This is a genomic window from Variovorax sp. LjRoot175, assembly GCF_964253805.1.
Taxonomy (GTDB): Bacteria; Pseudomonadota; Gammaproteobacteria; order Burkholderiales; family Burkholderiaceae_C; genus Variovorax.
The window spans coordinates 2,199,062-2,221,553 of the sequence record NZ_CAXURY020000001.1; the positions used below are offsets into that span (position 1 = coordinate 2,199,062).

Sequence of the window (22,492 nt, forward strand, 5' to 3'; positions counted from 1 at the left end):
ATCGACCCAGGAGATGCCATGAAATCGAATCCGCGAATCCCTCGTCTTGCCGCGACCCTGCTCGGTGCCGCCGCGCTCGGCGCCTGTTCTTCCATGTCGGAGCCGGGCCATCCCAGCGCTCGCACTGCGGCCTTGCCCGCCGCCATCCAGGCGCCCGCCGGCGAGCGCGCGGCTTTCACCTGGCATGCCACGGGCTCGCAGATCTACGAGTGCCGTGCCGCCGAGAAGGGCGGCTGGGCCTGGCAGTTCGTGGCGCCCGAAGCGGACCTGTTCGGTCCGGGCGGCGAGAAGGTGGGCACGCATGGCGCCGGGCCGCACTGGACCGCGCTCGACGGCAGCAAGACGCTGGGGGCGGTGAAGGCGCGTGCCGATGCGCCGCGCGCGTCCGACATTCCATGGCTGCTGCTGTCCGCGAAATCGGCCGGCACCGCGGGCCGCATGGCGAGCGTCACCGGCGTGCAGCGCATCAACACCCTGGGTGGCAGCGCCCCGGCCAGGGGCTGCGAAACGCAGGCCGATGCCGGCAAGCGCAGCAAGGAGCGCTACAGCGCGGACTACGTGTTCCTGGTAGCCCGCTAGGTGCACCGCGCTCAGTTCTTCTTGCCGTTGGCCTTGTAGCTCTCGATCGAGCTCTTGAGATCGCCGTACTCCGGGCAGGACATGCCGCAGGCCCGGCCCAGCGCCGCCAGGCGCTGTTCGGCCTTGGGCAGATCGTTCATCGAGAGGTACAGCTCGCCCGAGTATTCCAGCGCGCCGCGGTGGCCGGGGTCGATGCGCAGGGCGGCGTCGTAGTACTTCTCGGAGGCGACCCATTTGGCCGTGCCGGATTTGCGCAGGCTGAAACCCATGAGGTTGTTCCAGTCGGCGCTGGCGCTGTCGTTGACTCTTTCGAGCTCGCTGACGGCGGCGGCCCATTTGCTGTCGGCAATGAGGGCCCGGGCCGGCGCGAGCTTGTTGCCGACCGGCGCGGCCTTGGCGGCCGGCGCCGGGGCGGGCACCGAGTCGGCGGCAAAACCCTGGCTGGCGGCGAGCGCCAGGCTGACGGCGGCGAGGATGCGATGGAGCGTGATGTTCATGACGTCGAGGTCCTTGGGGTGAGGTTGGCGGACAGCGCAATTGCTGTCCTGCACCCACTTACGTCACCGCTCGCGAATCGGACGCACCGGCATCCGAAAAAAATCGCCGGCTGCTACATGCCGACGTAGTTCGGTCCGCCGCCGCCCTCGGGCGTGACCCAGACGATGTTCTGCGTCGGGTCCTTGATGTCGCAGGTCTTGCAGTGCACGCAGTTCTGCGCGTTGATCTGCAGGCGCGGCTTGCCGTTCTCGCCCTCCACGAACTCGTAGACGCCGGCCGGGCAATAGCGGCTTTCGGGACCGTCGTACTCGGGCAGGTTGATCTCGGTCGGCACTGCGGCGTTCTTCAGCGTCAGGTGGGCGGGCTGGTTCTCCTCGTGGTTGGTGTTGCTGATGAACACCGACGAGAGCCGGTCGAAGGTGAGCTTGCCGTCCGGCTTGGGATAGACGATCTTCTTGCAGGCCGAGGCCTTCTTGAGGCGCTCGTGGTCGGCCTGGTGGCGGTGGATGGTCCACGGGATGTGGCCGCGCAGCACATACTGCTCGATGCCGGTCATCAACGTGCCCACCGTCAGGCCCTTCTTGAACCACTGCTTGAAGTTGCGCGCCTTGTGGAGCTCCTTGTGCAGCCAGCTCTTCTCGAAGGCGGCCGGGTAGGCCGTGAGCTCGTCGTGCTGGCGGCCGGCCACCACGGCGTTGTAGGCGGCCTCGGCCGCGAGCATGCCGGTCTTGATCGCGGCATGGCTGCCCTTGATGCGGCTCGCGTTGAGGTAGCCGGCGTCGCAGCCCACCAGCACGCCGCCCGGGAACACCGTCTTGGGCAGCGAGAGCAGGCCGCCCGCGGTGATGGCGCGCGCGCCGTAGCTCAAACGCTTGGGCGCCTTCAGGCCCTTGTCCTGGCCTTCGAAGTACCAGCGGATGTTGGGATGCGTCTTGAAGCGCTGGAACTCCTCGAAGGGGCTCAGGTGCGGGTTCTGGTAGTCGAGGCCGACCACGTAGCCGATGATCAGCTGGTTGTTCTCGGCGTGGTAGACGAAGGAGCCGCCGTAGGTGTCCGGCGGCAGCGGCCAGCCCGCGGTGTGCACGGCCAGGCCGGGCTCGTGGCGCGCGGGGTCGATCTCCCACAGCTCCTTGATGCCGATGCCGTAGCTCTGCGGATCCTTGCCGGCATCGAGCTTGTACTTGGCGATCAACTGGCGGCCCAGGTGGCCGCGCGCGCCTTCGGCGAACACCGTGTACTTGGCACGCAGCTCCATGCCGAGCTGGAAATTCTCGGTCGGCTCGCCATCTTTGCCGATACCCATGTTGCCGGTGGCCACGCCGCGCACCTTGCCGTCTTCGGTGTAGAGCACCTCGGCCGCCGGAAAGCCGGCGAAGATCTCGACGCCCAGGCCCTCGGCCTGCTGCGCGAGCCAGCGCACCACGTTGCCCAGGCTCACGATGTAGTTGCCTTCGTTGTGGAAGACCTTGGGCAAGAGGAAGTCGGGCGTGCGCGTGGCGCCGGTTTCGGAGAGCATCAGGAAGGTGTCCCGCGTGACCGGCTGGTTGAGCGGCGCGCCGAGCTCCTCCCAGTCGGGCAGCAGTTCGTAGAGCGCGCGCGGATCCATGATCGCGCCTGACAGGATGTGGGCGCCGGGCTCCGAGCCCTTCTCGAGCACCACGACCGAGATCTCCTTGTGGTGCGAGGCGGCCAGCTGCTTCAGGTGGATGGCGGTGGCGAGGCCGGCAGGACCGGCGCCGACCACGACCACGTCGTATTCCATCGCTTCGCGGGGGCCGAACCGGGCAAGTATTTCGTCATGCGTCATGTGGGGTCTCGTCGATAATGATTTGAAGGTGCGAGGCACCGCGAAGGGGCCGGGCCATTTTATGCGGCGCCCGGAGCGGCTTTAGGCCCGTCGCATCGGCGACTCCAACAGGACTTTCCCCATGGCTTACAGCATCGATCTTTCGGGCCGCGTGGCCTTCGTCACGGGTGCGTCGAGCGGTCTCGGCGCGCAGTTCGCCAAGACGCTGGCGCGCGCGGGCGCCGCAGTGGTATTGGCCAGCCGTCACACCGACAAGCTCAAGGAACTGCGCGCGCGCATCGAGGGCGAGGGCGGCGACGCCCACGTGGTCGAGCTCGACGTGACAAGCATCGACAGCATCAAGGCCGCGGTGGCACGCGCCGAGACGGAGGTCGGGCCGATCGACATCCTGGTCAACAACTCGGGCGTGAGCACCACGCAGCGCCTCGAAGAGGTGAAGGCCGAGGACTACGACTTCATCTTCGACGCCAACGTCAAGGGCTCTTTCTTCGTTGCCCAGGAAGTCGGCAAACGCATGCTGGCGCGCGCCAAGGGTGCGGCGCCCGGCACCTACATCGGCGGGCGCATCATCAATATCGCTTCGGTAGCTGCTTTGAAGGTGCTGCCGAAGATCGGTGTCTATTGCATGAGCAAGGCGGCGGTGGTGCAGATGACCAAGGCGATGGCGCTCGAGTGGGGCCGCTTCGGCATCAACGTCAACGCGCTGTGCCCGGGCTACATCACGACCGACCTCAACGAAGAGCACTTCGCCTCCGACGACGGCCAGAAGCTGGTGGGCATGCTGCCGCGCAAGCGCGTGGGCAAGCCCGAAGACCTGGACGGACTGATCGTGCTGCTGGCCAGCGGCCAGAGCCATTTCGTCAATGGCGCGGTGATCGCGGCCGACGACGGATTCGCGCTCTGAGTCCGCGCGCGCTCATCGGCATCGCGGCCGGTCTGGCCGCGGGTGCGCTCTGGGGGCTGGTGTTCGTGGCGCCGCGCATGGTGGGGCATTTCGGCACGGTGGACATCACGGCCGCGCGCTTCATCGTCTTCGGCGCGGTCGCGGGGCTGGCGGTCTGGTGGCGGCCGGCCGAGCGGCGCTGGCCGCGCGCGCGCCAGGCGCTCACCGTGCTCGGCCTCAGCGGACTCGGCTTCACCGGCTACTACCTGCTGCTGGCCTTCTCGATCGTGGCCGCGGGCACCGAGGTGCCGAGCCTGATCATCGGCACCATTCCGGTCTGGATGATGTTGCTGGGCCGTCCGGCCGGCTTGGCGCTGCAGGCCCTGGTGCCGGGACTGGCTCTCACGGCCGCGGGCATCGCGCTGATGGTCGCGAGTGCCTGGCCGGAAGGCGGCGCGAGCGGTGCGCACTTCGGCTGGGGCCTGGTGCTGGCGCTGCTCGCGATGGCGAGCTGGACGGCTTTCGGCCTCCTGAACGCGGCCTGGCTCAAGCGGCATCCCGAGGTGCACGCGGCCGACTGGGCCAACTGGCTCGGCATCGCGACCGGCCTTGGTGCCTTCGTGCTGTGGCTGGTCGCGGGCTCCGACATGGCCACGTTGCGCACACAGCCCGAGGGCAAGCTGTTCGTGCTGCTTGCGCTGGCCGGCGGCCTCGGGTCTTCGTGGCTGGCGACGGTGCTCTGGAACGTCGCGAGCCAGCGGCTTTCCGCGAGCTTGTGTGGTCAGCTGATCGTGAGCGAGACCTTGTTCGCCTTGCTTTATTCTTTTTTGTGGGACGGGCGCTGGCCGAATGCCATCGAGCTGACGGCCGCGTTGCTGTTCGTCCTCGGCATCCTCGCATCCATCAAGGCACACCGATGAGAATCGAAATTCCCGAAATCAAGAAGCTCGTCTACGAAATGACGATCCCGATCCGCTGGGGCGACATGGACGCGATGGGCCATCTCAATAATGCCAGCTACTTCCGCTACCTCGAGACGGCGCGCATCGACTGGTTCCACTCGCTGGGCGCCGAGCCCGCACCGGACGGGCAGGGCATGGTGATCGTCAATGCCTTCTGCAACTTCTACAAGCAGCTCGAATACCCGGGCGACGTGCTGGTCAAGATGTACGTGAGCGACCCGGGCCGCACCACCTTCGAGAGCTGGGCCACCATGGCCCGGACCGATGCGCCCGAGGTGATCTGCGCGGCCGGCGGCGCGACCACGATGTGGGTCGACTTTCCGAAGCAGAAGGCGCTGCCGCTGCCGGACTGGCTGCGCTCGATCGTCAGCTAGGGAGCAACAAAAGGCCCTCCGCCAACTTTCGTTCGCGCAGGAGGGCCTTTCGCAGTCTCGGAGTGCCGCGATGGGTGTTGCCGAGTCCGTGAACATATTCTGCATGCGCGTGCTCGCTGCGCAATTCAGCCATGCGCCATAGAGCAAGCGGGAGGTGTCCTACTCGTCGTCAGCCCTGGCTCCTTCAGCCCTTCATGCCGGACTCAACACGATGCGCGCCTCGAAGCCTGTCGCCGCCCCCGGCGGCGGCGACATCAGTTCGAGCCGTGCCCCATGCTTCTCGACGATGGTGCCGACGATCGACAGCCCCAGCCCGTAGCCCGCACGATTGGAGCTGTGGCGCACGTGGCGCTGCTGCAGCGTGCGCAGCTCGACCTCGCCGACGCCCGGGCCGAAGTCGCGCACGGCCAGCGTGCAGGGCTGCATCACCTCGATCACGACGCGGCCGCGGCCGTAGCGCAGCGCGTTCTCCACCAGGTTGCGCAGCGCGATCGCCAGCGCGTCGACGTCGCCGAGCGCGACCGGCGGCTCGGTGTCCGGCACCTTGAGCGACAGGCGCTCGTTCACGCGCGGGTCCTGCCAGAACTCCTGCGCCACCGTGCCGGCCAGCTGGACCAGGTCGGTCTTCGTGCGCGTCAGCGAGGCGGCCGATTCGGCCCTGGAAAGTTGCAGCAGCTTCTCGGTGCGGTGGCCGAGCATCTGCAGCGCATCGAGCGCGGCCTCGACATCGTCGCGCCGCAGTTCGTGCTCGAGCGCGGTCTGCAGCCGCAGCCGCGCCGCCGCGAGCGGCGTGCGCAGCTCGTGCGCCGCATTCGCGGCCAGCGCGCGCTCGACATCGAGCGCCTGCGAGAGGCGCTCGAGCAGGCGGTTGACATGGTCGCCGACCGTGCGCAGCTCCTGCGGCAGGCCGGGGAGCCCGATCGGGCGCAGGTCGGTGCCGCTGCGCTGCGCGATCTCGCCGGCGAGCTGCTGCAGCGCGCGCAGCTCGGTGCGCGCCACGTTGCGCAGCACCAGCGCCAGGAGCGGCAGCACGGCGAACAGCGGCACGATCAGGCCGAACAGGGTGCGGTTGAGCGCGGTGCGGCGCTCGTCCAGCGGGTCGGCGACCTGGAAGAAGAGATCGCGCGAGGGATGCCGCACGGTGTAGATCCGCCAGGCCTCGGCATTGGCAAAGCCGGCCGCCAGCGGAACGTCGAAGGCGTTGGGCGGCGACTCGGCGGAGCGCAGCAGTACGCGCTCGTGCAGGTCGACCACCTGGTACAGCACCGCATCGGTCGGAAACAGCTGCGGCGGCGCGATCAGCGGCGTGCGCGTCTCGCCGCGCTCGCTTCGGAGCTTGTCGAGCTCGCGCACCGCCATGTCGAACATGCGGTGCGAGACTTCCACCAGTTCGCTGTCGAAGTTGTGGTTGATCTCGCGGTCCACATACCAGACCACGCCCAGCACGCACAGAAGCCAGACGCCGCCGACCCAGACGATGAGGGTGCGGGTCAGCCGGCCGGCGAGCGAATCGCGCGTGCCGAGCTCCGCGCCCGCCTGCTGCAGGAAGTTCAGCTTCATTCGTCGTCGTCTTCGGGTGAGAAGGAAAGCCGGTAACCCAGGCCGCGCAGGGTCTGGATGTGGCTGCGGCCGAGCTTGCGCCGGAGGCGGCTGATGAACACTTCCAGCGTGTTGCTGTCGGCCTCGTCCCCGAAGCCGTAGAGCGCGTCGGCCAGGTTCTCGCGCGTGTGGATGCGTTCGGGCCGCGTCGCCATCACGCGCAGCAGCGCCCACTCTTTTTGCGTCAGCGTGATCGGAAGACCGTTCTTGCGCACCAGGTCGCGCGCCAGGTCGATCTCGAGCGTGCCGAGCTTCAGCACGGGCGAGCTGGTGGTGCTGCGCCGCCGCTCGACGGCCCGCAAGCGCGCCAGCAGCTCCGCGGGGTCGTAGGGCTTGATAAGGTAGTCGTCGGCACCGGCGTCGAGGCCGCGGATGCGGTCGGTCACCTGGTCGCGGGCGGTGAGCACGATCACGATCGGGCGCTCGCGCAGCGCCCGCACGTCCGGCAGCAGCGAGAGCCCGTCGCCGTCGCTCAGGTGCAGGTCGAGCAACACGGCCGCGTACTGCACAGCCGCCAGCGCGGCGCGCGCGTCCGCGAGGCCGGGCGCCACGTCGACCACGAAGGCCTTGGCCACCAGGTAGCTGCAGACCGCGCCCGCCAGGGCGGCATCGTCTTCGACCAGCAATATGCGCACGTCGCCTCGCTCTTATCTCAAAAGAGGGGAGTCTAGTGCGGCCGTCGCTTCAGATTCAGTTCAGGCGCGGACCCTAAGCTTGGCCGCGCATGATCCGTTCCCTTGCCGCTCGTCCGCTCGCCTGGATTCTTCTGACACTGGCTCTTCTCCTGCTCTGGGATGCCACCGGCCTCGACCTGAAGCTCGCGGCGATGGCGGGCACGCCGATGGGTTTTCCGTGGCGCAGCGACTGGTTCCTGGTCCAGGTCGTGCACGAGGGCGCGCGGTCCCTGAGCTGGCTGATGGTGCTCGCGCTGTTTGCCGGCATCCGCTGGCCCATCGGCATCCTGCGTCTGCTGCGCATGCGCGAAAGAGCACAGCTCGCATTCACCGTGCTGGCCTCCGTGCTGGCCGTCTCGCTGGTCAAGACTACGAGCCATACCAGCTGTCCCTGGGACCTCCAGCTCTTCGGCGGGGTCGCGCACTACGTCTCCCACTGGTCGTGGGGCGTGCAAGACGGCGGCCCGGGCGGCTGCTTTCCGGCCGGCCACGCGTCTGCGGCCTTTGCCTATGCGGGCGGCTGGTTCGCATGGCGCCGCGCCGCGCCCGCGGTGGCGCGAAGATGGCTCTTCGGCGCGCTCGCTGCCGGGCTGCTGCTGGGGCTGGTGCAGCAGCTGCGCGGCGCCCACTACATGAGCCACACGCTCTGGACCGCGTGGATCTGCTGGACGGTAGGCTTCGCGATCGATGCCTTCGTGCACCGGGGCCCGACCGGGGTTGCGCGGCTGGCCGGCCTTCCGAAGCTGAACGAATCCTGAGCTGCGCATTCAGTGAGTTTTCAGTCCAGCTTTCCAGACTCGCTGGATGCCTGTTTCGAATGCTCGCTCCTTCCCCCCATCTGCGCATGACCTGCCGCTCGCCACGCCGGCGCAGGGCGCTGAGGCGTCCACGTCGCTCTGGCAGCACATCGATGCCTGGCTCGCGCGGCCGCGCTCGGCGCGCAGCGTGGTCCTCTGGCTGAGCCTCTACCTGGCGCTGGCCACCAATTGGCCGCTGTGGAACGAGCTGGCGCGCATCGGCGGTGCGCCGAGCATGTACTTGCCGTCGATCGCGGCGATGGCGCTGCTCGTCGTCTGCGGCAGCGTCGCGCTGCTGTCCTTCACCGCCTGGTCGCGCTGGATGAAGCCGGTCTGGTTCGCCGTCGTCGTGGTCGCCGCCGTGGCCCAGCACTACATGCAGAGCTACCGGGTGGTGATGGACCCCAGCATGCTGGCCAACGCGATGCAGACCGATGCCCACGAGGTGAACGACCTGCTGAGCTGGCGCCTGCTGTTCCACGTGCTGCTGGTCGCCGCCTTGCCTGCCTGGGCGCTGTGGCGCGTGCAGGTCGTCCCGATGCGCTTCGTCTCGCAAGCCTGGCGCAATGCGCTGCTGCTCGTCGCAGCGGTGGCCGTGGCGGTGGGCGGTGCGCTGGCGATGGGCCGGGAGCTCGCGCCGCTGATGCGCAACAACGTCCACCTGCGCTACATGATGAATCCGCTGGCCAGCATCTATTCGGCCAGCGCGGTCGCCATCAGGCCGATGTTCAAGCACAGCCGCGAGCTGATCCCGGTGTCCGGCGGCGCGGCACTGGGCGCCAGCTATGCGGCGCAGGCCCGGCCGCCGCTCTTCGTGCTGATGGTGGGCGAGACGGCGCGGGCCGACCACTTTGCGCTGAACGGCTATGCGCGCGACACCACGCCGGCACTCGCTGCGCACAAGGTGTTGAGCTGGCGCGACGTTCATTCCTGCGGCACCAACACGCTGGCCTCTGTGCCCTGCATGTTCTCGCCGCTGGGCAAGACCGCCTTCGAGGCGCGCAAGGACGAGTACGAGAACCTGATGGACGTGCTGCAGGCCGCCGGCCTCGCGGTGTTCTGGCTCGACAACCAGGCCGGCGGCTGCAAGGGCGTCTGCGACCGCGTGCCGCACGCGTCGGCCTTCGACACCGTCGACCCGAGCGTGAAGAGCGCGCTTTGCGAAGGCGACGAATGCCTCGACGACGTCATGCTCCATGGCCTGGATGCGCGCCTGGCCGCCTTGCCGGCCGAGCGCCGCGGCAAGGGCGTGGTGCTGGTCATGCACCAGATGGGCAGCCATGGCCCGGCCTACTACAAGCGCTCTTCGCCCGATGCCAAGCGCTTCCTGCCCGAGTGCAAGAGCAACGCGCTGGCCGAATGCAGCCACGCCGAGCTGATCAACGGCTTCGACAACTCGATTGCCTACACCGACCGCTTTCTAGGCAAGACCATCGACTGGCTGAAGGCGCAGTCCAGGAGCTACGACCCTGCATTGCTCTATCTCAGCGATCACGGCGAATCGCTGGGCGAGTACGGGCTGTTCCTGCATGGCGTGCCCTACAGCTTTGCGCCCGAGGTGCAGAAGCACATACCGATGGTCGCGTGGTTCGGCGAGGGCATGAGCGCGCGCGACAAGCTCTCGCGTTCATGCATGGAGGCGGGGCTCGACACGCCGCTCACGCACGACAACCTCTATCACACGGTGCTGGGCCTGATGGACCTGAAGACGCCGAGCTACAAGCCCGCGCTCGATGCGCTGGCCTCTTGCCGCGGCGCGCCGGCCTGAATAGGCCCTACTTCTTCTCGCGCGGCAGCCGCCCCATCAGGAAGAACTCCGGGTTCGGCTGCATGCCGCTGAAGCTGGCCATGCGGTTGGAAAGGCCGAAAAAGGCGGTGATGGCGGCGATGTCCCAGATGTCCTCGTCGCTGAAGCCGTGCGCGTGCAGCGGCGGGAAGTCGGCGTCGTCGATCTCGTGCGAGCGCTCGCAGACCTTCATCGCGAACTCGAGCATCGCGTACTGGCGCGGCGTGATGTCGGCCTTGCGCCAGTTGACTGCCACCTGGTCGGCCACCAGCGGCTTCTTCTCGTAGATGCGCAACAGCGCGCCGTGCGCCACCACGCAGTAGAGGCACTGGTTGGCGGCGCTGGTGGCGGTGACGATCATCTCGCGGTCGCCCTTGGTGAGAGTGCCTTCCTCCTTCAGCATCAGCGTATCGTGGTAGGCGAAGAAGGCGCGCCACTCGGCCGGCCGGCGCGCGAGCGCCAGGAACACGTTGGGCACGAAGCCGGCTTTCTCCTGCACTTCGAGCACCTTGATGCGGATATCTTCGGGCAGGTCCTCGAGCTCGGCGAGGGGATAGCGTTCGGCCATGGTCGTCTCCTGGTGTCCGGCACGGCAGCCGGTGCGCTTCGAGACGAGTCTACTTGAGCGTCTTGCCCTGCGTGGCGCCCAGTGGCGTGTGCAGTTGCGACGGCACGAACAGGCCCGTGTTGTCGTCGCGGCCCTGTAGCAGGTAGCGCGTATCGGCCTTGCCGTAGCCCTGCGCGGCGAGCACCGAGAACTTGCCGATGTCCGTCTTGCCGTCGCGCAGCCGATTGACGATCAGCACCTTCTTGGTGTCCGCGAAGTCGGCCATCATGTTCTGGTCGCCTTCGCTGTCGCCGGCGATGAAGCTGGGCCCATAGCCGTATTTGCTGACCAGGAAGCGCTGGATGTTCTTGGTCTTGCCCCGTCCCTGGGTCTGGTCGTAGCCGCGACGGTATTCGGGCTGGATCACGCCCTTGGCATCGCGTTCGAGTTCCATCGCCAGCACGCGCTCTGCCGGGTTGTCGTAGCCGAAGGCCGGGTTCGAGGAGATCTCCTTGATCACGTCGACGAAGGAGGCCGAGCAGACCCAGACATCGAAGCCCGCGTTGCGGAACCTGGCGTACAGCTCCTGCATCTCGGGAACCAGGCGCAGGCCGTTCTTCCAGCTCACCGAGACGACGCCGGCTTGGCCGGGCAGGGCGGCCGGCGTGCTCCACTTGACCTTTTCCACCGGCTGCTTGAGTTGCCAGGCCACCGTATCGGCCGTGAGCTTGCGCACCTGCGCCTCGTTGAGCCCGACGAAGAGATAGGTGACCCAGGGGTAGGCCGTGTCGTGGTCGAAGGTGTCGCCGATGGCTTCGTACAAGTAGCGGACCTTGGTCACGAAGGCCGTGTAGTTCGGGTTCTGCTTGACGGCCGCGAGCGGCATGCTGCCCTGGAGGCCGCTGTAGTTCCGGTAGAGCCAGGTGTAGCTGGCAACGATGTCCGGCACGATGCTGTCGATGTTGACCGGCTGCCCCGCCGCGTTGTTGTGGGCCGGCGCAAAGTTGGTTTTCGGAATGTTCTTGCGCAACGCCGTTTCGAGCTGTGCCGGCGTGGCGCCGAAGGCGAGGTTCTCCAGCTGGTAGATCAGCGATGCCTCTTCGATATCGAGAAAGATGCTGGTGTTGTCCCAGTCGAAGACCACGTACGGCGGCTTCGATGCGTTGTAGGCCGGGCTGCCTCTGCCGAGGCCGGCGATCAACGCATCGATCTGCTGCCGGTTGAAAGGGTCCCAACGGCCCGCGGCAAGCGGCTGAATGCTGGCGCTGGGCGCTGCCGCCCCGAATGGCCCGCCGGCACAGCCGGCCGCCAAGGCAGCGGCCAGGACCATCGGCAAGACACGGGCAAAGTTCCTCTTCATGGAGTTTTCTTCCTTCAAGTGACAGGGGGATGGGAAACGAGACGAAACGGTGTTGCGGCGGCGGCTCAGGGCGCCGGAAGCGTGGGCGGCGTCGTGCCGCCTTCGAGCACCGCCGCATCGCTTTCATCCTTCAGCGCCACGCCGGTCAGGCCCAGGCGCAGGGCCTGCCGCATCAGCCAGGCCAGCTTGAAGGCGGCGGCGTCGTAGGACAGGCCTTGCGGCCGCACGTTGGAGATGCAGTTGCGCTCCGCATCGTGGCGGCCGCGGCGTGGCGTGTGCGTGAGATAGATGCCGAGGCTGTCCGGCGAGCTGAGGCCGGGCCGCTCGCCGATCAGCATCACCGAGAGTTGGGCCGCGAACAGCTCGCCGATCTCGTCGGCCAGCGCGACGCGCGCCTGCGTGGCGATGACGACCGGCGCGAAGCGCGTGCCCGGCGGCAGTTGCGAACGCAATGCCGTGAGCAGCGGCACGGCATGACGCTCCACCGCGAGCGAGGACAGGCCGTCGCCGACGACGATGCAGACATCCGTTGCGGCGCCTGCCGATTCGCGCAGTCGCATCGCATCGTCGGCGTGCAACTGGCGGCCGAGGTCGGGGCGCCGCAGATAGGTGGTGCGATCCTCGGCCCGGCTGCGGGCGTGCGCGACTGTCCATCCCGCGGCCTTCAGCGCCTGCTCGAGTGCGCCGGCATCCAGGGCGGCATGGATCGCGTCGCGCGCCATCGCATGGGCCCAGCCGAAGCGCAGCACCTCGTCGGTCGGCATGCCGGCGCCGGCGCGGCCCAGCGCCAGGCGAGCCGGCGTCGCGTTGCGCCACTCGCCCCAGGGACTGCGTGTGACCGCCTCGTCCGTCATGAGGCCAGCGCCTTCAGCGCGCCCATGTCGGCCAGCAGCCGGTTGGAAGAGGGCGGCTGCAGCCGGCCGTCGCTGCCGGTGATCTGCATGCGCTGCAGCCAGGCCTCGAACTCGGGCGCGCGCTGCAGGCCCATGGTTTCGCGCAGGAACAGCGCGTCGTGGAAGGAGGTGCTCTGGTAGTTGAGCATCACGTCGTCCGCGCCCGGCACGCCCATGATGAAGTTGATGCCGGCGGTGCCGAGCAGCACCAGCAGCGTGTCCATATCGTCCTGGTCGGCTTCGGCATGGTTGGTGTAGCAGACGTCGCAGCCCAGCGGCAGGCCCAGCAGCTTGCCGCAGAAGTGGTCTTCGAGGCCGGCGCGGATGATCTGCTTGCCGTCGTAGAGGTACTCGGGCCCGATGAAGCCGACCACGGTGTTGATCAGGAGCGGCTTGTAGCGCCGCGCCAGCGCATAGGCGCGCGCTTCGCAGGTCTGCTGGTCGAGGCCGGCGTTGGCGTTGGCCGAGAGCGCGCTGCCCTGGCCGGTTTCGAAGTACATGACGTTGTCGCCGACCGTGCCGCGTTTCAGCGCCAGCGCGGCGGCGTAGGCTTCGTCGAGCAGCTCGGGCGTGACGCCGAAGGAACGGTTGGTCTTCTCGGTGCCGCCGATCGACTGGAACACCAGGTCGACCGGCGCGCCGGCCTCGGCCAGCTTCAGCGTGTTGGTGACGTGGGTCAGCACGCAGCTCTGCGTCGGGATCTCGAAGCGCTGGATCACCTCGTCGAGCATGCGCAGCAGATCGCCGAGCACCTGCATGCTGTCGGAGGCCGGGTTGAGCCCGATCACCGCGTCGCCGGCGCCCATGAGCAGGCCGTCCAGCGTGGAGGCCGCCACGCCGCGCAGGTCGTCGGTCGGATGGTTGGGCTGCAGCCGCACCGAGAGATGGCCGGGCAGGCCGATGGTGTCGCGAAAGCGCGTGACCACGCTGCACTTGCGCGCCACCGCGACGAGGTCCTGGTTGCGCATGAGCTTGGATACCGCGGCCACCATCTCCGGCGTGAGCCCGGGGGCCAGCGCGGTCAGCGCCGCGGTGTCGGCCTGTTCGGACAGCAGCCAGTTGCGGAAGTCGCCGACGCTCAGGTGCGCCACCGGCGCGAACGCCTGCGCGTCGTGCCCATCGATGATGAGCCGCGTGATGTTGTCTTCTTCATAGGGAACGAGTGCCTCGGTCAGGAACTGCTTGAGCGGCGTCTCGGCCAGCACATGGCGCGCCGCCATGCGCTGCTGCGCGGTGGCCGCGCCCACGCCGGCGAGGTAGTCGCCCGAGCGCGCCGGGCTCGCGACGGCCATGACCTGCTTGAGGTCTTCGAAGGAGAAGGCCTGCGAATCGATCGTGGTGCGGTAGCGCATCGAAAGCTCAGACGGTGGTGGACAACATCTCGTCCGGCGCTGCCGCCTTGCGTTGATCGGCCGTCAGCCGGAAGTAGCCGTAGGCCAGCGCCATCAACACCAGGAACAGCAGCGTCAGCATGCCGTTGAACCAGATCATCGCGCCAAGGCAAACCACTCCGAGCCCCAGGGCGATGGCCGGAAACACCGGGTAGAAGGGCGCGCGGTAGGTGCGTTCCAGGCCGGGTTCGGTGCGCCTGAGCTTGAACAGCGCGGCCATCGAGATCAGGTACATGACGATGGCGCCCAGCACCGCCATCGTGACGATGTTGGCCGTCAGCGTCTGGCCACCGAACTGCACCCATTCGTCGCTGAAGATCGCGGCCACGCCGATGACGCCGCCGGCCACCAGCGCGCGGTGCGGCGTGTTGAAGCGCGGGCTGAGCGCCGCGAAGGTGGCGGGCAGGTAGCCGGCGCGCGCCAGCGCGAAGATCTGGCGCGAGTAGCCCATGATGATCCCGTGGAAGGAGGCGATCAGCCCGAACAGGCCGATCCACACCAGCATGTGCAGCCAGCCGCTGTTCTCGCCGACCACCACTTTCATCGCCTGCGGCAGCGGGTCGTTGATGTTGGCGAGCTTGCGCCAGTCGCCCACGCCGCCGGCGAAGATCATCACGCCGAAGGCCAGCACCACCAGCGTCACGATGCCGGTCGTGTAGGCCAGCGGAATGGTGCGGTGCGGATCGCGCGCCTCTTCGGCCGCCATCGCCGCGCCCTCGATCGCCAGGAAGAACCAGATCGCGAACGGGATCGAGGCGAAGATGCCCGAGATCGCCGCGCCGTTGAGCACCTCGCCGCCGGCCCAGCCGTGGGCCGTGAAGTTGGCCATCGACCAGCCGGGCGCGACCACGCCCATGAACACCAGCAGCTCGAAGATGGCCAGCACCGTGACGAAGAGCTCGAAGGCCGCGGCGATGCCGATGCCGATCCAGTTGAGGCCGATGAAGATCACATAGGCACCGAGCGCGAACCACTTCGGGTTGATGCCAGGGAACTGCACGTTGAGATAGGCGCCGATCGCCAGCGCGATGGCCGGCGGCGCGAACACGAACTCCACCAGCGTCGCGAAGCCGGCGACGAAGCCGCCGTTGGGCCCGAAGGCGCGCCGCGCATAGGCGAAGGGTCCGCCCGCATGCGGGATCGCCGTGGAGAGCTCGGTGAAGCTGAAGATGAAGGTCGTGTACATCGTGGCCACGAGCACCGTCGCGACCAGGAAGCCCAGCGTGCCGGCGGTGTTCCAGCCGTAGCTCCAGCCGAAATACTCGCCCGAGATCACCAGGCCGACGGCAATGCCCCACAGCTGCATGGGTCCGAGCACCTTCTTGAGATGGCCCGACGCGGGGCCGGGTACAGGCGGTGCTTCCAATGAACTCATGGTGTTTTCCCTCTTGGATGGCAATGAGCGGATTCGACCAAATCAGGGGCCGCGGCGCTATCCGGAATCGGAAAAAGCACGGCGGCAAGCCTCGCGGCATCTGGCATCTGTCTTGCTTTCGACAGGAGACCTACCCTTCGTTCACTGGATCCGGCCTTGCCCATCGACGCGTCCGCACCCTTGCCGAACCCGCCGGCGCTCCCGGCAGGCGGCCATCGCCTGCGATACGCCGAGCGCGTGAGCTGCGATGTGGACGAACACGCGACGCACATCTCCGCCTGGCGCCAGGAGTACGACCAGCTGTCCTGCGGGCGCTTCGAGGGCGCCGTGCGCGAGCTGTGGATCGATGGGCCGCGCCTGCAGATATTCCACGAACACACCGGCCAGCAGACCAGCCAGCAATGCCTGCCCTGGCGCGGGTCGATCTGGTTCGGCGTGCCTGACGGCCACAGCCACGAGCCATTGCATTTCTCGGGGCGCCTGCAGCGTGCCGATCGCATGCGCTTGGTGATGTCGGCCCGGGCGAACGACGGTTTCGTGCTGCGCACGCCCCGGAACTTCGGGATCTACGGCGTCGTCGTCGACGAGGAATGGCTGGGCACGCAGATACAGCGCCTGGGCCTTCGCCCACCGCTCATCGGCCAGGGTGCGCTGGTGCATGCGGCCGCGGTTGCGCCCCACGTGCATGTCGCTTTGTGCCAGACCATCGAGTCGCTGCTGGGCCTCGGTGCCAGCGGCGAAACCGAGCAGAGCTGGGGCCGTGCCGCCCTGCAGACCCTGCTCGACCAGTTGCTGGGTCTGCTGGCGGGCACGACGCAAGCCGACGGCTTCATCGCCCAGCTGCAAGCCAGCCAGCGCCGCCTGGCGGCCGTCATGGCGGCGCGCTCGCTCGTCGTGCATCCGCTCAACCACGCCATGTCCGTGGACGACCTGTGCCTGCAGCTGCACCTCACACCGCGCACCCTGCGCAATCACTTCCGCAGCGTGGTCGGCGAGTCGCCGGTGGAGTTCCTGCGGGCCGTGCGCCTCAATGCCTGCCGGCGCAAGCTGCGCCTGCCGCAGGCCGCAAGCACGGTGCAGGATGTCGCCGCGCAATGGGGCTTCTTCCACATGGGCCGCTTCTCGCAGGAGTACAAGGCCATGTTCGGCGAGCTGCCCTCGGAGACGCTTCGGCAGGCCAGGCTGACGCACTGAGGCGCCTGGGTGCCGGTTGGCAATAATGAGTGGTCATCCACTCACCGAAGGCCTGCCCCGTGCGATCACTTTTCTGCGCTGCCCTTGTTTCCGCGTTCGTCTTGCCGACTGCCTGGGCGCAGTCGGGCCCCGTCACCACCCCGAGCGGGCTGATCTACCAGTCCTTGGTCGAAGGCAAGGGCGCCTCGCCCGCCGCCACCGACGCGGTCAAGGTGCACTACCGCGGCACCTTCCCCGACAGCGGCAAGGAGTTCGACAGCTCCTATAAGCGCAACGAGCCTACCGAGTTCCCGTTGAACGGTGTGATCCCGTGCTGGACCGAGGGCGTGCAGAAGATGAAGCCGGGCGGCAAGGCCAAGCTGACCTGCCCGCCGTCGATCGCCTACGGCACCCGCGGTGCGGGCGGCGTGATTCCGCCCAATGCCACGCTCAACTTCGAGATCGAGCTGATCTCGGTCACCAAGCGCTGAGGCCGGCCGCTCGCATCCGGTTCATGAATCTTCGCTCGATCGATCTCAATCTGCTGGTGGTGCTCGAAGCGCTCATCGAAGAGCGCGGGGTGCGCCGGGCCGGAGAGCGCATCGGCCTGAGCCAGTCGGCGACCAGTCATGCGCTCGATCGCCTGCGCAAACTGCTCGGCGACGAGATCCTGGTTCGGACCACGACCGGCATGGAGCCCACGGCGAGGGCGCTGAGCCTGGCCGGGCCGTTGCGGATCGCGCTGCAGAGCATACAGACGGCGTTGACGCCGGAGCGCTTCGTTCCGGAGGAAGCGCAGGGCGAGATTCAGATCGCCGTCGAAACCCACGAGACCATCATCATCCTGCCGCAACTGGTCGACGAGATGCGGACCGAGGCACCGCTGCTGTCCCTGACCGTTCGCCCGGGCTCGGTCGACGATATCCTGGTTGGAATCGATCAGGGACGCACCGACATCGGCATCGGCTTCTTTCGCGGGCTGCCCGATCGGTTCATGACCTGCCGTCTGCTGGGCGACAGCCACGTTTGCGTGATGCGTGCGGACCATCCGCTCGCCACTGCGCCGCTGACGCTGGAGAGCTACCTGCAGGCGCCGCACCTGCTGGTCAGCATGAGCGGCGCGTCGGACGATCTGGTCGACTCGGCGCTGGCCGATCGGAATCTGCGCAGAAGCATCGCGATGCGCCTGCCCCATGGGCTGGCCGCGGTCATCGCCCTGACCCGCTCCGACATGGTCACCACCGTGACGCGAGGCGCGGCGCGCGTCTTCGCGCAGTCGGGGCGGCTGGTTGCGATGGAACTGCCCTTCGCCGTGCCGCGCGTCGAGTTCCGCCTGATCTGGAACCGCCGCCTGCAGCAAAGTCCGCAGCACCGCTGGCTCAGGCAGAAGCTGGTGGCCATCGGCGCCGCCGCGGAAGCGAGCAGCGCCTCGGAGCAGGCCGCCTAGACGGGCGCCCGTCTGTGCTCTGCACGCGGCGGCGAGCTCATCGACGGCGTGCACTTTGCATGTGCAACCTTTGCATTGGCCAGTTTTCATCCCGCCGCATACAGTTTCTTCAGAGGTCGACACGCTTCGTTCATGGAGTCGACCCGAGGAGACAAAGATGAATACTGTGACGGTAGATCCGCAGCAGGTCGACACCGCATTCCGCGCCGCGATGCGCCGGTTCGCCTCGACGGTGACGATCATCACTGCAGCCGACCACGAGCGTCGTCACGGCATGACGGCCACAGCAGTGACCTCGCTCTCGATGAGCCCGCCATCGCTCCTCATCTGTCTTAACCAGAAGACCCTGCTGCACGACATCATGTTCCGTGCGCGACGCTTTTGCGTGAACGTGCTGCACTGCGAGCAGGTCGAGTTGTCGGCCGCCTTCAGCGGCGCGGTTGCGGCCGAGGAGCGTTTCGCGCTGGGCACCTGGTCGCGCACCGAGGATGGCATTCCCTATCTTGAGGACGCCCAGGCCAACCTGTTCTGCCGGAAGGCGGCCGCCATTCCGTACGGCACGCACACCATCCTGGTCGGCCAGGTCGAGCATGTCGGCCTGCGCGATGCCATCGCTCCCCTGGTCTACCAGGACGCTTCGTACTGCGTGACGAGTCCAGCGGCCTGACCGGCCGTGCCGCGCGGGGCGTGCCGCGCCACTTCTTCCTTTCTCTACTTCTTTCTCGACAGGTGGTCCCATGTCCTGCGACATTTCGCGCGAAAAACCTCAATCGATTCCTTCGTTCGCACAACGGCCGACGCCTGCCGAACTCCATTCGAGGATGAAGGCCTTGCTGCCCGCCATCAAGGCCAGGGCCGGCGACACCGAGCGGCTCGGACGCATCCCCGCCGACAGTCTCGATGCCTTGCGCGAAGCAGGCCTGTACCGCGTCGTCCAGCCGACGAGCTTCGGAGGCCACGAATACGACTTCGACGTGCTGGTCGAACTCGTGATGGAACTCGCCCGCGCATGCGCATCGACTGCATGGGTCTATGGTCTCTATGCCGCCCATCAGTGGCTGGTCGCCAGTTTCGATGCCCAGGCGCAGCGCGATGTCTGGGATGACGACGCGGACGCGGCCATCTGTGGCTCCTACGCCCCGGCAGGAAAAGCCGTCGCGGTGGCTGATGGCTACCGGCTCACCGGACGCTGGGCTTTCGCCAGCGGCTGCGACGGCGCCCAGTGGGCGGTCTGCGCATCGGTTCTGCCTGCCCAGGAAGCCGGACCTGCGCCGGGGCCTGCCTTTTTCCTGGTGCCCGCGACCGACTACCTCATCGACGGCACCTGGGATGTGGTCGGCCTTGCAGGCACCGGCAGCAAGACGCTGGTGCTGGACGACGTGTTCGTGCCGAAGCACCGGATCCTCACCTTCCGCGAGACCACCAGCGGCCGCACGCCGGGCAGTCGGGTGCACGACAACCCGGGCTTCGGCATCCCGATGCTGTCGAACATCCCGTCATGCCTTGCAGCGGCGGGTGTGGGTGCTGCGGCCGGCGCGCTGGACGACTACCTCGAGGCGACCGGCCAGCGCGTGACCCGCGGGGCCGTGGCCGGAGGCAACAACCGGATGGCGGAATTCCCGACCATCCAGCTGCGTGTAGCGGAAGCGGGGGCGGGCACCGATGCGGCCCGCGAGATCCTGCTGCGCGACCTCCGAGCCCGGGCACTGACGGCCCGGTCCGGCGAGGAGATCACGGTGGAAGACCGGATCTCCAGCCGGCGCGGGCAGGCCTTCGCGGTCTCGCTTGCGATCCGCAGCGCAGAGGCATTGAATGCTTCCACCGGCGGGCAAGGACTCGCGATGTCCAACCCTGTCCAGCGCGCCTGGCGCGACGCCAACGCCGTGGGTCGCCACATCAGCCTGAACTGGGATGCAGTGGGAACCATGGCCGGCCAGATGGCGCTCGGTCTCGAGCCCAAGGGCCAATACTAAGGATCGGACATGCAAGGAAAGATTGGACTCGAAGAGCACTTCGCTCTCGAAGAAACCCTGATGGACTCCGCGGGCTTCGTTCCGCAGACGCACTGGCCGGAGTTGCGCTCCCGCCTGCTCGACATCCACGACCGGCGCCTGCGCGAGATGGATGCCAACGGCATGCAGATGATGCTGCTGTCGCTCAACGCGCCGGCCGTTCAGGCGATCCCGGACACGGCGCGTGCCAACGACGTCGCTCGCCGCGCGAACGACTTCCTCGCCGAGCAGGTCGCCAGGCGGCCGGACCGTTTCCAGGCCTTCGCGGCACTGCCGATGCAGGACCCGGAGCTGGCGGCCCGCGAGCTCGAGCGCTGCGTCAAGGAACTTGGCTTCAAGGGCGCGCTGGTCAATGGCTTCTCCCAGACCGCTGATCCCAACTCGGTCCTCTACTACGACCATGCCCGGTACTGGCCCTTCTGGGACGTCGTGCAGAAGCTCGACGTGCCCTTCTATCTGCATCCGCGCAACCCGCTGCCGGCCGACGCACGCATCTACGACGGTCATCCCTGGCTGCTGGGGCCGACCTGGGGCTTCGGCCAGGAGACGGCCGTTCACGCCTTGCGCCTGATGTGCAGCGGCCTGTTCGACGAGTATCCGAAGCTCACCCTGATCCTCGGACACATGGGCGAGGGGCTGCCGTACAGCATGTGGCGCATCGACAACCGCAATGCGTGGCTCGAGACGCCGCCCGCCTATCCCGCGCGCCGGAAGATCGCCGAGTACTTCCGCGAGAACTTCTACCTCACGACCTCGGGCAACTTCCGCACGCAGACGCTCATCGACGCGATCCTGGAGATCGGCGCCGACCGGATCCTGTTCTCGACCGACTGGCCGTTCGAGAACGTCGACCATGCCGCCCGCTGGTTCGATTCGGCCAGCATCAGCGAGCGCGATCGCGAAAAGATAGGGCGCACCAACGCGATCGAACTGTTCGGGCTGGACACATTACAAAGGAGACAGACATGACTGATCACGTCAACATCGACGTCAACGAGGAGCTGGCCGAAGCGAAGGTCGGCCGCTTGCACAAGTGGCTGGGCGTCATGATGGCGACGCTCACATTGTTCGACGGCTACGACACCTTCAATCCGGCCTACGTCATCCACTACGTGGCGGGACCCTGGGGCCTCGCGCCGGGACAGGCGGGCTTTCTGGTCTCTAGCGGGCTGGTGGGCTTCCTGATCGGCGCCGGAGTACATGGCATCGTGGCCGACCGCGTGGGACGGCGGGCGACCTTGCTCGGCGGCCTTTGGATCACCAGTGTCTTCACCTTGGCGACGCCCCTGTTCGGCGACTCGTTCGTGATGTTCTGTACGCTTCGCGTCCTGACCGGCCTCGGCCTCGGCGTGCTGCTGCCTCTCGCGACGACCTATATCAACGAGCTCGCGCCGCGCCGCGTGGCCAACACCTTCTCGCTGTGGGGCGTTGCGTTCGGCTGGGCCCTGGGCGGCACGATGGCCGGCCTGGTGGGCGTGTTCCTCACGCCGCTGTTCGGCTGGAAGGTGCTGTACTGGATCGGCTCGCTGTCGATCCCGCTGACCATCGCGCTGCATTTCTGCCTGCCGGAGTCCGTCAAGTTCCTGGCGCTGAAGGGCCGCATCGAAGACATCCGGGCGCTGCTGACGCGCCTGCGTCCCGAACGCGCCGAGGTGTACCGCAATGCGCGCCTGGTGGTGACGGGAGCGGTCACTCAACGCAATCCGGTCGCCGCGCTCCTCAGGCCGCAGACGCGCCGCACGACGCTCACGATCTGGCTGGCCGCCTTCCTGAGCCTCTTCTGCATCTTCGGCCTCACGGGCTGGATTCCGACCGTGATGATGAAGCGGGGCGAGACCTTCGCGGCGAGCTTCGGATTCGGAGCGCTGATGCAGATCATGTCATTCGCCGGCGGCCTGGCCTGCGGCTATCTGGCCGACCGTCGGGGCTCGAGCCGCAGCGTTTTGGCGACCTGGTGGGCGCTGGGCGGGCTCTCGGTGCTCTCGCTGGTCTTCCTCGACGGGCATGTCGTCAACATCGTGTGCACGGCAGCGGCCGGTTTCTTCGTGATCGGTGCGCAGTACGTGCTGAACAACTTCACGGCCCGCTCCTTCGATACCAACGTCCGTGCAACGGCGGTTGGCATGATGCTCAGCGTCGGCCGCTTCGGCGCGATCCTCGGGCCGTTCGTCGTCGGTACGCTGCAGCAGGTTTCTGCAGGGCCCATGCCCATGTTCGTTCTGATCGGCTGCGCCTCGATCGTCGCCGCTATTGCAATCGCTTCGCTGGCAGCGCGGCCGGCGCCGACGCGCGAGGCCGCGGTACTGCATGTGCATGGATAGCAAGCATGCCTGGC

General features: G+C 67.5%; 22 protein-coding genes. 13 read left to right on the forward strand and 9 right to left on the reverse strand.

From position 1 onward, the window contains the following. Positions 1 to 18 precede the first annotated feature (18 nt). Positions 19 to 579, forward strand: a complete 561-nt coding sequence (locus ACSQ89_RS11085; RefSeq protein WP_436295173.1) for a DUF3455 domain-containing protein — start codon at positions 19 to 21, stop codon at positions 577 to 579. 11 nt (positions 580 to 590) lie between these two features. Here the strand turns inward: ACSQ89_RS11085 and ACSQ89_RS11090 are convergent, their stop codons facing one another. Both ACSQ89_RS11090 and ACSQ89_RS11095 read right to left on the reverse strand, forming a co-directional pair. Further along, the gene (locus ACSQ89_RS11090; RefSeq protein WP_093109369.1) at positions 591 to 1,076 is read right to left on the reverse strand and encodes a tetratricopeptide repeat protein; all 486 of its coding nucleotides are present in this window, start codon (positions 1,074 to 1,076) and stop codon (positions 591 to 593) included. A 113-nt stretch (positions 1,077 to 1,189) separates the two neighbouring features. Continuing rightward, complete coding sequence (locus ACSQ89_RS11095) at positions 1,190 to 2,884, reverse strand: FAD-dependent oxidoreductase (RefSeq protein ID WP_436295172.1); 1,695 nt, start codon at positions 2,882 to 2,884, stop codon at positions 1,190 to 1,192. A gap of 121 nt (positions 2,885 to 3,005) precedes the next feature. Between ACSQ89_RS11095 and ACSQ89_RS11100 the strand changes: the two genes are divergently transcribed. The 3 genes from ACSQ89_RS11100 (at position 3,006) to ACSQ89_RS11110 (ending at position 5,103) form a co-directional block, all read left to right on the forward strand. After that, a complete protein-coding gene (locus tag ACSQ89_RS11100; RefSeq protein WP_093109367.1) occupies positions 3,006 to 3,788 on the forward strand; it encodes an SDR family oxidoreductase in 783 nt (260 codons plus the stop codon). Positions 3,789 to 3,865: 77 nt separating this feature from the next. Next, complete coding sequence (locus ACSQ89_RS11105; protein WP_436295171.1) at positions 3,866 to 4,687, forward strand: DMT family transporter; 822 nt, start codon at positions 3,866 to 3,868, stop codon at positions 4,685 to 4,687. Then, on the forward strand, positions 4,684 to 5,103 hold the full coding sequence (locus tag ACSQ89_RS11110; RefSeq protein WP_093109366.1) for an acyl-CoA thioesterase: 420 nt from the start codon (positions 4,684 to 4,686) through the stop codon (positions 5,101 to 5,103). The genes ACSQ89_RS11105 and ACSQ89_RS11110 overlap by 4 nt, the downstream gene beginning before the upstream one ends. Before the next feature lie 192 nt (positions 5,104 to 5,295). Here the strand turns inward: ACSQ89_RS11110 and ACSQ89_RS11115 are convergent, their stop codons facing one another. After that, positions 5,296 to 6,663, reverse strand: a complete 1,368-nt coding sequence (locus ACSQ89_RS11115) for an ATP-binding protein (protein ID WP_436295170.1) — start codon at positions 6,661 to 6,663, stop codon at positions 5,296 to 5,298. After that, positions 6,660 to 7,337: a winged helix-turn-helix domain-containing protein gene (locus ACSQ89_RS11120; RefSeq protein ID WP_436295169.1), complete on the reverse strand. Its 678-nt coding sequence runs from the start codon at positions 7,335 to 7,337 to the stop codon at positions 6,660 to 6,662. Before ACSQ89_RS11120 ends, ACSQ89_RS11115 begins: the two co-directional genes overlap by 4 nt. 89 nt (positions 7,338 to 7,426) lie before the next feature. On the opposite strand from ACSQ89_RS11120, the gene ACSQ89_RS11125 reads away from it, so the two are divergent. Further along, a complete protein-coding gene (locus ACSQ89_RS11125; protein WP_436295168.1) occupies positions 7,427 to 8,134 on the forward strand; it encodes a phosphatase PAP2 family protein in 708 nt (235 codons plus the stop codon). A 46-nt stretch (positions 8,135 to 8,180) separates the two neighbouring features. Next, the gene (locus ACSQ89_RS11130; RefSeq protein WP_436296184.1) at positions 8,181 to 9,941 is read left to right on the forward strand and encodes a phosphoethanolamine transferase; all 1,761 of its coding nucleotides are present in this window, start codon (positions 8,181 to 8,183) and stop codon (positions 9,939 to 9,941) included. Between the two features lie 7 nt (positions 9,942 to 9,948). Here ACSQ89_RS11130 and ACSQ89_RS11135 read toward each other — a convergent pair whose 3' ends face one another. The 5 genes from ACSQ89_RS11135 to eat form a co-directional block, all read right to left on the reverse strand. After that, on the reverse strand, positions 9,949 to 10,527 hold the full coding sequence (locus ACSQ89_RS11135) for a peroxidase-related enzyme (RefSeq protein ID WP_436295166.1): 579 nt from the start codon (positions 10,525 to 10,527) through the stop codon (positions 9,949 to 9,951). Positions 10,528 to 10,576: 49 nt separating this feature from the next. Then, positions 10,577 to 11,866, reverse strand: coding sequence for a haloacid dehalogenase-like hydrolase (locus ACSQ89_RS11140; protein ID WP_093109360.1), 1,290 nt, complete (start codon positions 11,864 to 11,866; stop codon positions 10,577 to 10,579). A gap of 65 nt (positions 11,867 to 11,931) precedes the next feature. Continuing rightward, positions 11,932 to 12,720, reverse strand: coding sequence for an ethanolamine ammonia-lyase subunit EutC (gene eutC, locus ACSQ89_RS11145; RefSeq protein ID WP_436295165.1), 789 nt, complete (start codon positions 12,718 to 12,720; stop codon positions 11,932 to 11,934). Next, entirely contained in the window at positions 12,717 to 14,111 is a 1,395-nt protein-coding gene (locus tag ACSQ89_RS11150; RefSeq protein ID WP_436295164.1) for an ethanolamine ammonia-lyase subunit EutB, read from the reverse strand. Before ACSQ89_RS11150 ends, eutC begins: the two co-directional genes overlap by 4 nt. Before the next feature lie 7 nt (positions 14,112 to 14,118). After that, complete coding sequence (eat, locus tag ACSQ89_RS11155) at positions 14,119 to 15,525, reverse strand: ethanolamine permease (RefSeq protein WP_093109357.1); 1,407 nt, start codon at positions 15,523 to 15,525, stop codon at positions 14,119 to 14,121. Between the two features lie 156 nt (positions 15,526 to 15,681). Here eat and ACSQ89_RS11160 point away from each other — a divergent pair, with 156 nt between their 5' ends. From ACSQ89_RS11160 to ACSQ89_RS11190, 7 genes are all read left to right on the forward strand, one after another. Beyond that, entirely contained in the window at positions 15,682 to 16,719 is a 1,038-nt protein-coding gene (locus ACSQ89_RS11160; protein ID WP_436295163.1) for a helix-turn-helix domain-containing protein, read from the forward strand. A 59-nt stretch (positions 16,720 to 16,778) separates the two neighbouring features. Further along, a complete protein-coding gene (locus ACSQ89_RS11165; RefSeq protein ID WP_093109440.1) occupies positions 16,779 to 17,189 on the forward strand; it encodes an FKBP-type peptidyl-prolyl cis-trans isomerase in 411 nt (136 codons plus the stop codon). A 23-nt stretch (positions 17,190 to 17,212) separates the two neighbouring features. Then, a complete protein-coding gene (locus ACSQ89_RS11170; RefSeq protein ID WP_093109356.1) occupies positions 17,213 to 18,145 on the forward strand; it encodes a LysR family transcriptional regulator in 933 nt (310 codons plus the stop codon). A 157-nt stretch (positions 18,146 to 18,302) separates the two neighbouring features. Next, complete coding sequence (locus ACSQ89_RS11175) at positions 18,303 to 18,812, forward strand: flavin reductase family protein (protein WP_436295162.1); 510 nt, start codon at positions 18,303 to 18,305, stop codon at positions 18,810 to 18,812. 154 nt (positions 18,813 to 18,966) lie between these two features. Then, positions 18,967 to 20,118 carry an acyl-CoA dehydrogenase family protein gene (locus ACSQ89_RS11180; RefSeq protein ID WP_244503965.1) on the forward strand — a complete coding sequence of 384 codons (1,152 nt, stop codon included), beginning with the start codon at positions 18,967 to 18,969 and terminating at the stop codon, positions 20,116 to 20,118. Between the two features lie 9 nt (positions 20,119 to 20,127). Beyond that, positions 20,128 to 21,126, forward strand: a complete 999-nt coding sequence (locus ACSQ89_RS11185) for an amidohydrolase family protein (protein ID WP_436295161.1) — start codon at positions 20,128 to 20,130, stop codon at positions 21,124 to 21,126. Further along, the gene (locus ACSQ89_RS11190) at positions 21,123 to 22,478 is read left to right on the forward strand and encodes an MFS transporter (protein WP_436295160.1); all 1,356 of its coding nucleotides are present in this window, start codon (positions 21,123 to 21,125) and stop codon (positions 22,476 to 22,478) included. The genes ACSQ89_RS11185 and ACSQ89_RS11190 overlap by 4 nt, the downstream gene beginning before the upstream one ends. Positions 22,479 to 22,492 lie beyond the last annotated feature (14 nt).

Coding starts and splice junctions, on each gene's coding strand:
- ACSQ89_RS11085 (WP_436295173.1), top strand. CDS start 19: ATGAAATCGAATCCGCGAATCCCTCGTCTTGCCGCGACCCTGCTCGGT.
- ACSQ89_RS11090 (WP_093109369.1), bottom strand. CDS start 1,076: ATGAACATCACGCTCCATCGCATCCTCGCCGCCGTCAGCCTGGCGCTC.
- ACSQ89_RS11095 (WP_436295172.1), bottom strand. CDS start 2,884: ATGACGCATGACGAAATACTTGCCCGGTTCGGCCCCCGCGAAGCGATG.
- ACSQ89_RS11100 (WP_093109367.1), top strand. CDS start 3,006: ATGGCTTACAGCATCGATCTTTCGGGCCGCGTGGCCTTCGTCACGGGT.
- ACSQ89_RS11105 (WP_436295171.1), top strand. CDS start 3,866: ATGGTGGGGCATTTCGGCACGGTGGACATCACGGCCGCGCGCTTCATC.
- ACSQ89_RS11110 (WP_093109366.1), top strand. CDS start 4,684: ATGAGAATCGAAATTCCCGAAATCAAGAAGCTCGTCTACGAAATGACG.
- ACSQ89_RS11115 (WP_436295170.1), bottom strand. CDS start 6,663: ATGAAGCTGAACTTCCTGCAGCAGGCGGGCGCGGAGCTCGGCACGCGC.
- ACSQ89_RS11125 (WP_436295168.1), top strand. CDS start 7,427: ATGATCCGTTCCCTTGCCGCTCGTCCGCTCGCCTGGATTCTTCTGACA.
- ACSQ89_RS11130 (WP_436296184.1), top strand. CDS start 8,181: ATGCCTGTTTCGAATGCTCGCTCCTTCCCCCCATCTGCGCATGACCTG.
- ACSQ89_RS11135 (WP_436295166.1), bottom strand. CDS start 10,527: ATGGCCGAACGCTATCCCCTCGCCGAGCTCGAGGACCTGCCCGAAGAT.
- ACSQ89_RS11140 (WP_093109360.1), bottom strand. CDS start 11,866: ATGAAGAGGAACTTTGCCCGTGTCTTGCCGATGGTCCTGGCCGCTGCC.
- eutC (WP_436295165.1), bottom strand. CDS start 12,720: ATGACGGACGAGGCGGTCACACGCAGTCCCTGGGGCGAGTGGCGCAAC.
- ACSQ89_RS11150 (WP_436295164.1), bottom strand. CDS start 14,111: ATGCGCTACCGCACCACGATCGATTCGCAGGCCTTCTCCTTCGAAGAC.
- eat (WP_093109357.1), bottom strand. CDS start 15,525: ATGAGTTCATTGGAAGCACCGCCTGTACCCGGCCCCGCGTCGGGCCAT.
- ACSQ89_RS11170 (WP_093109356.1), top strand. CDS start 17,213: ATGAATCTTCGCTCGATCGATCTCAATCTGCTGGTGGTGCTCGAAGCG.
- ACSQ89_RS11175 (WP_436295162.1), top strand. CDS start 18,303: ATGAATACTGTGACGGTAGATCCGCAGCAGGTCGACACCGCATTCCGC.
- ACSQ89_RS11180 (WP_244503965.1), top strand. CDS start 18,967: ATGAAGGCCTTGCTGCCCGCCATCAAGGCCAGGGCCGGCGACACCGAG.
- ACSQ89_RS11185 (WP_436295161.1), top strand. CDS start 20,128: ATGCAAGGAAAGATTGGACTCGAAGAGCACTTCGCTCTCGAAGAAACC.
- ACSQ89_RS11190 (WP_436295160.1), top strand. CDS start 21,123: ATGACTGATCACGTCAACATCGACGTCAACGAGGAGCTGGCCGAAGCG.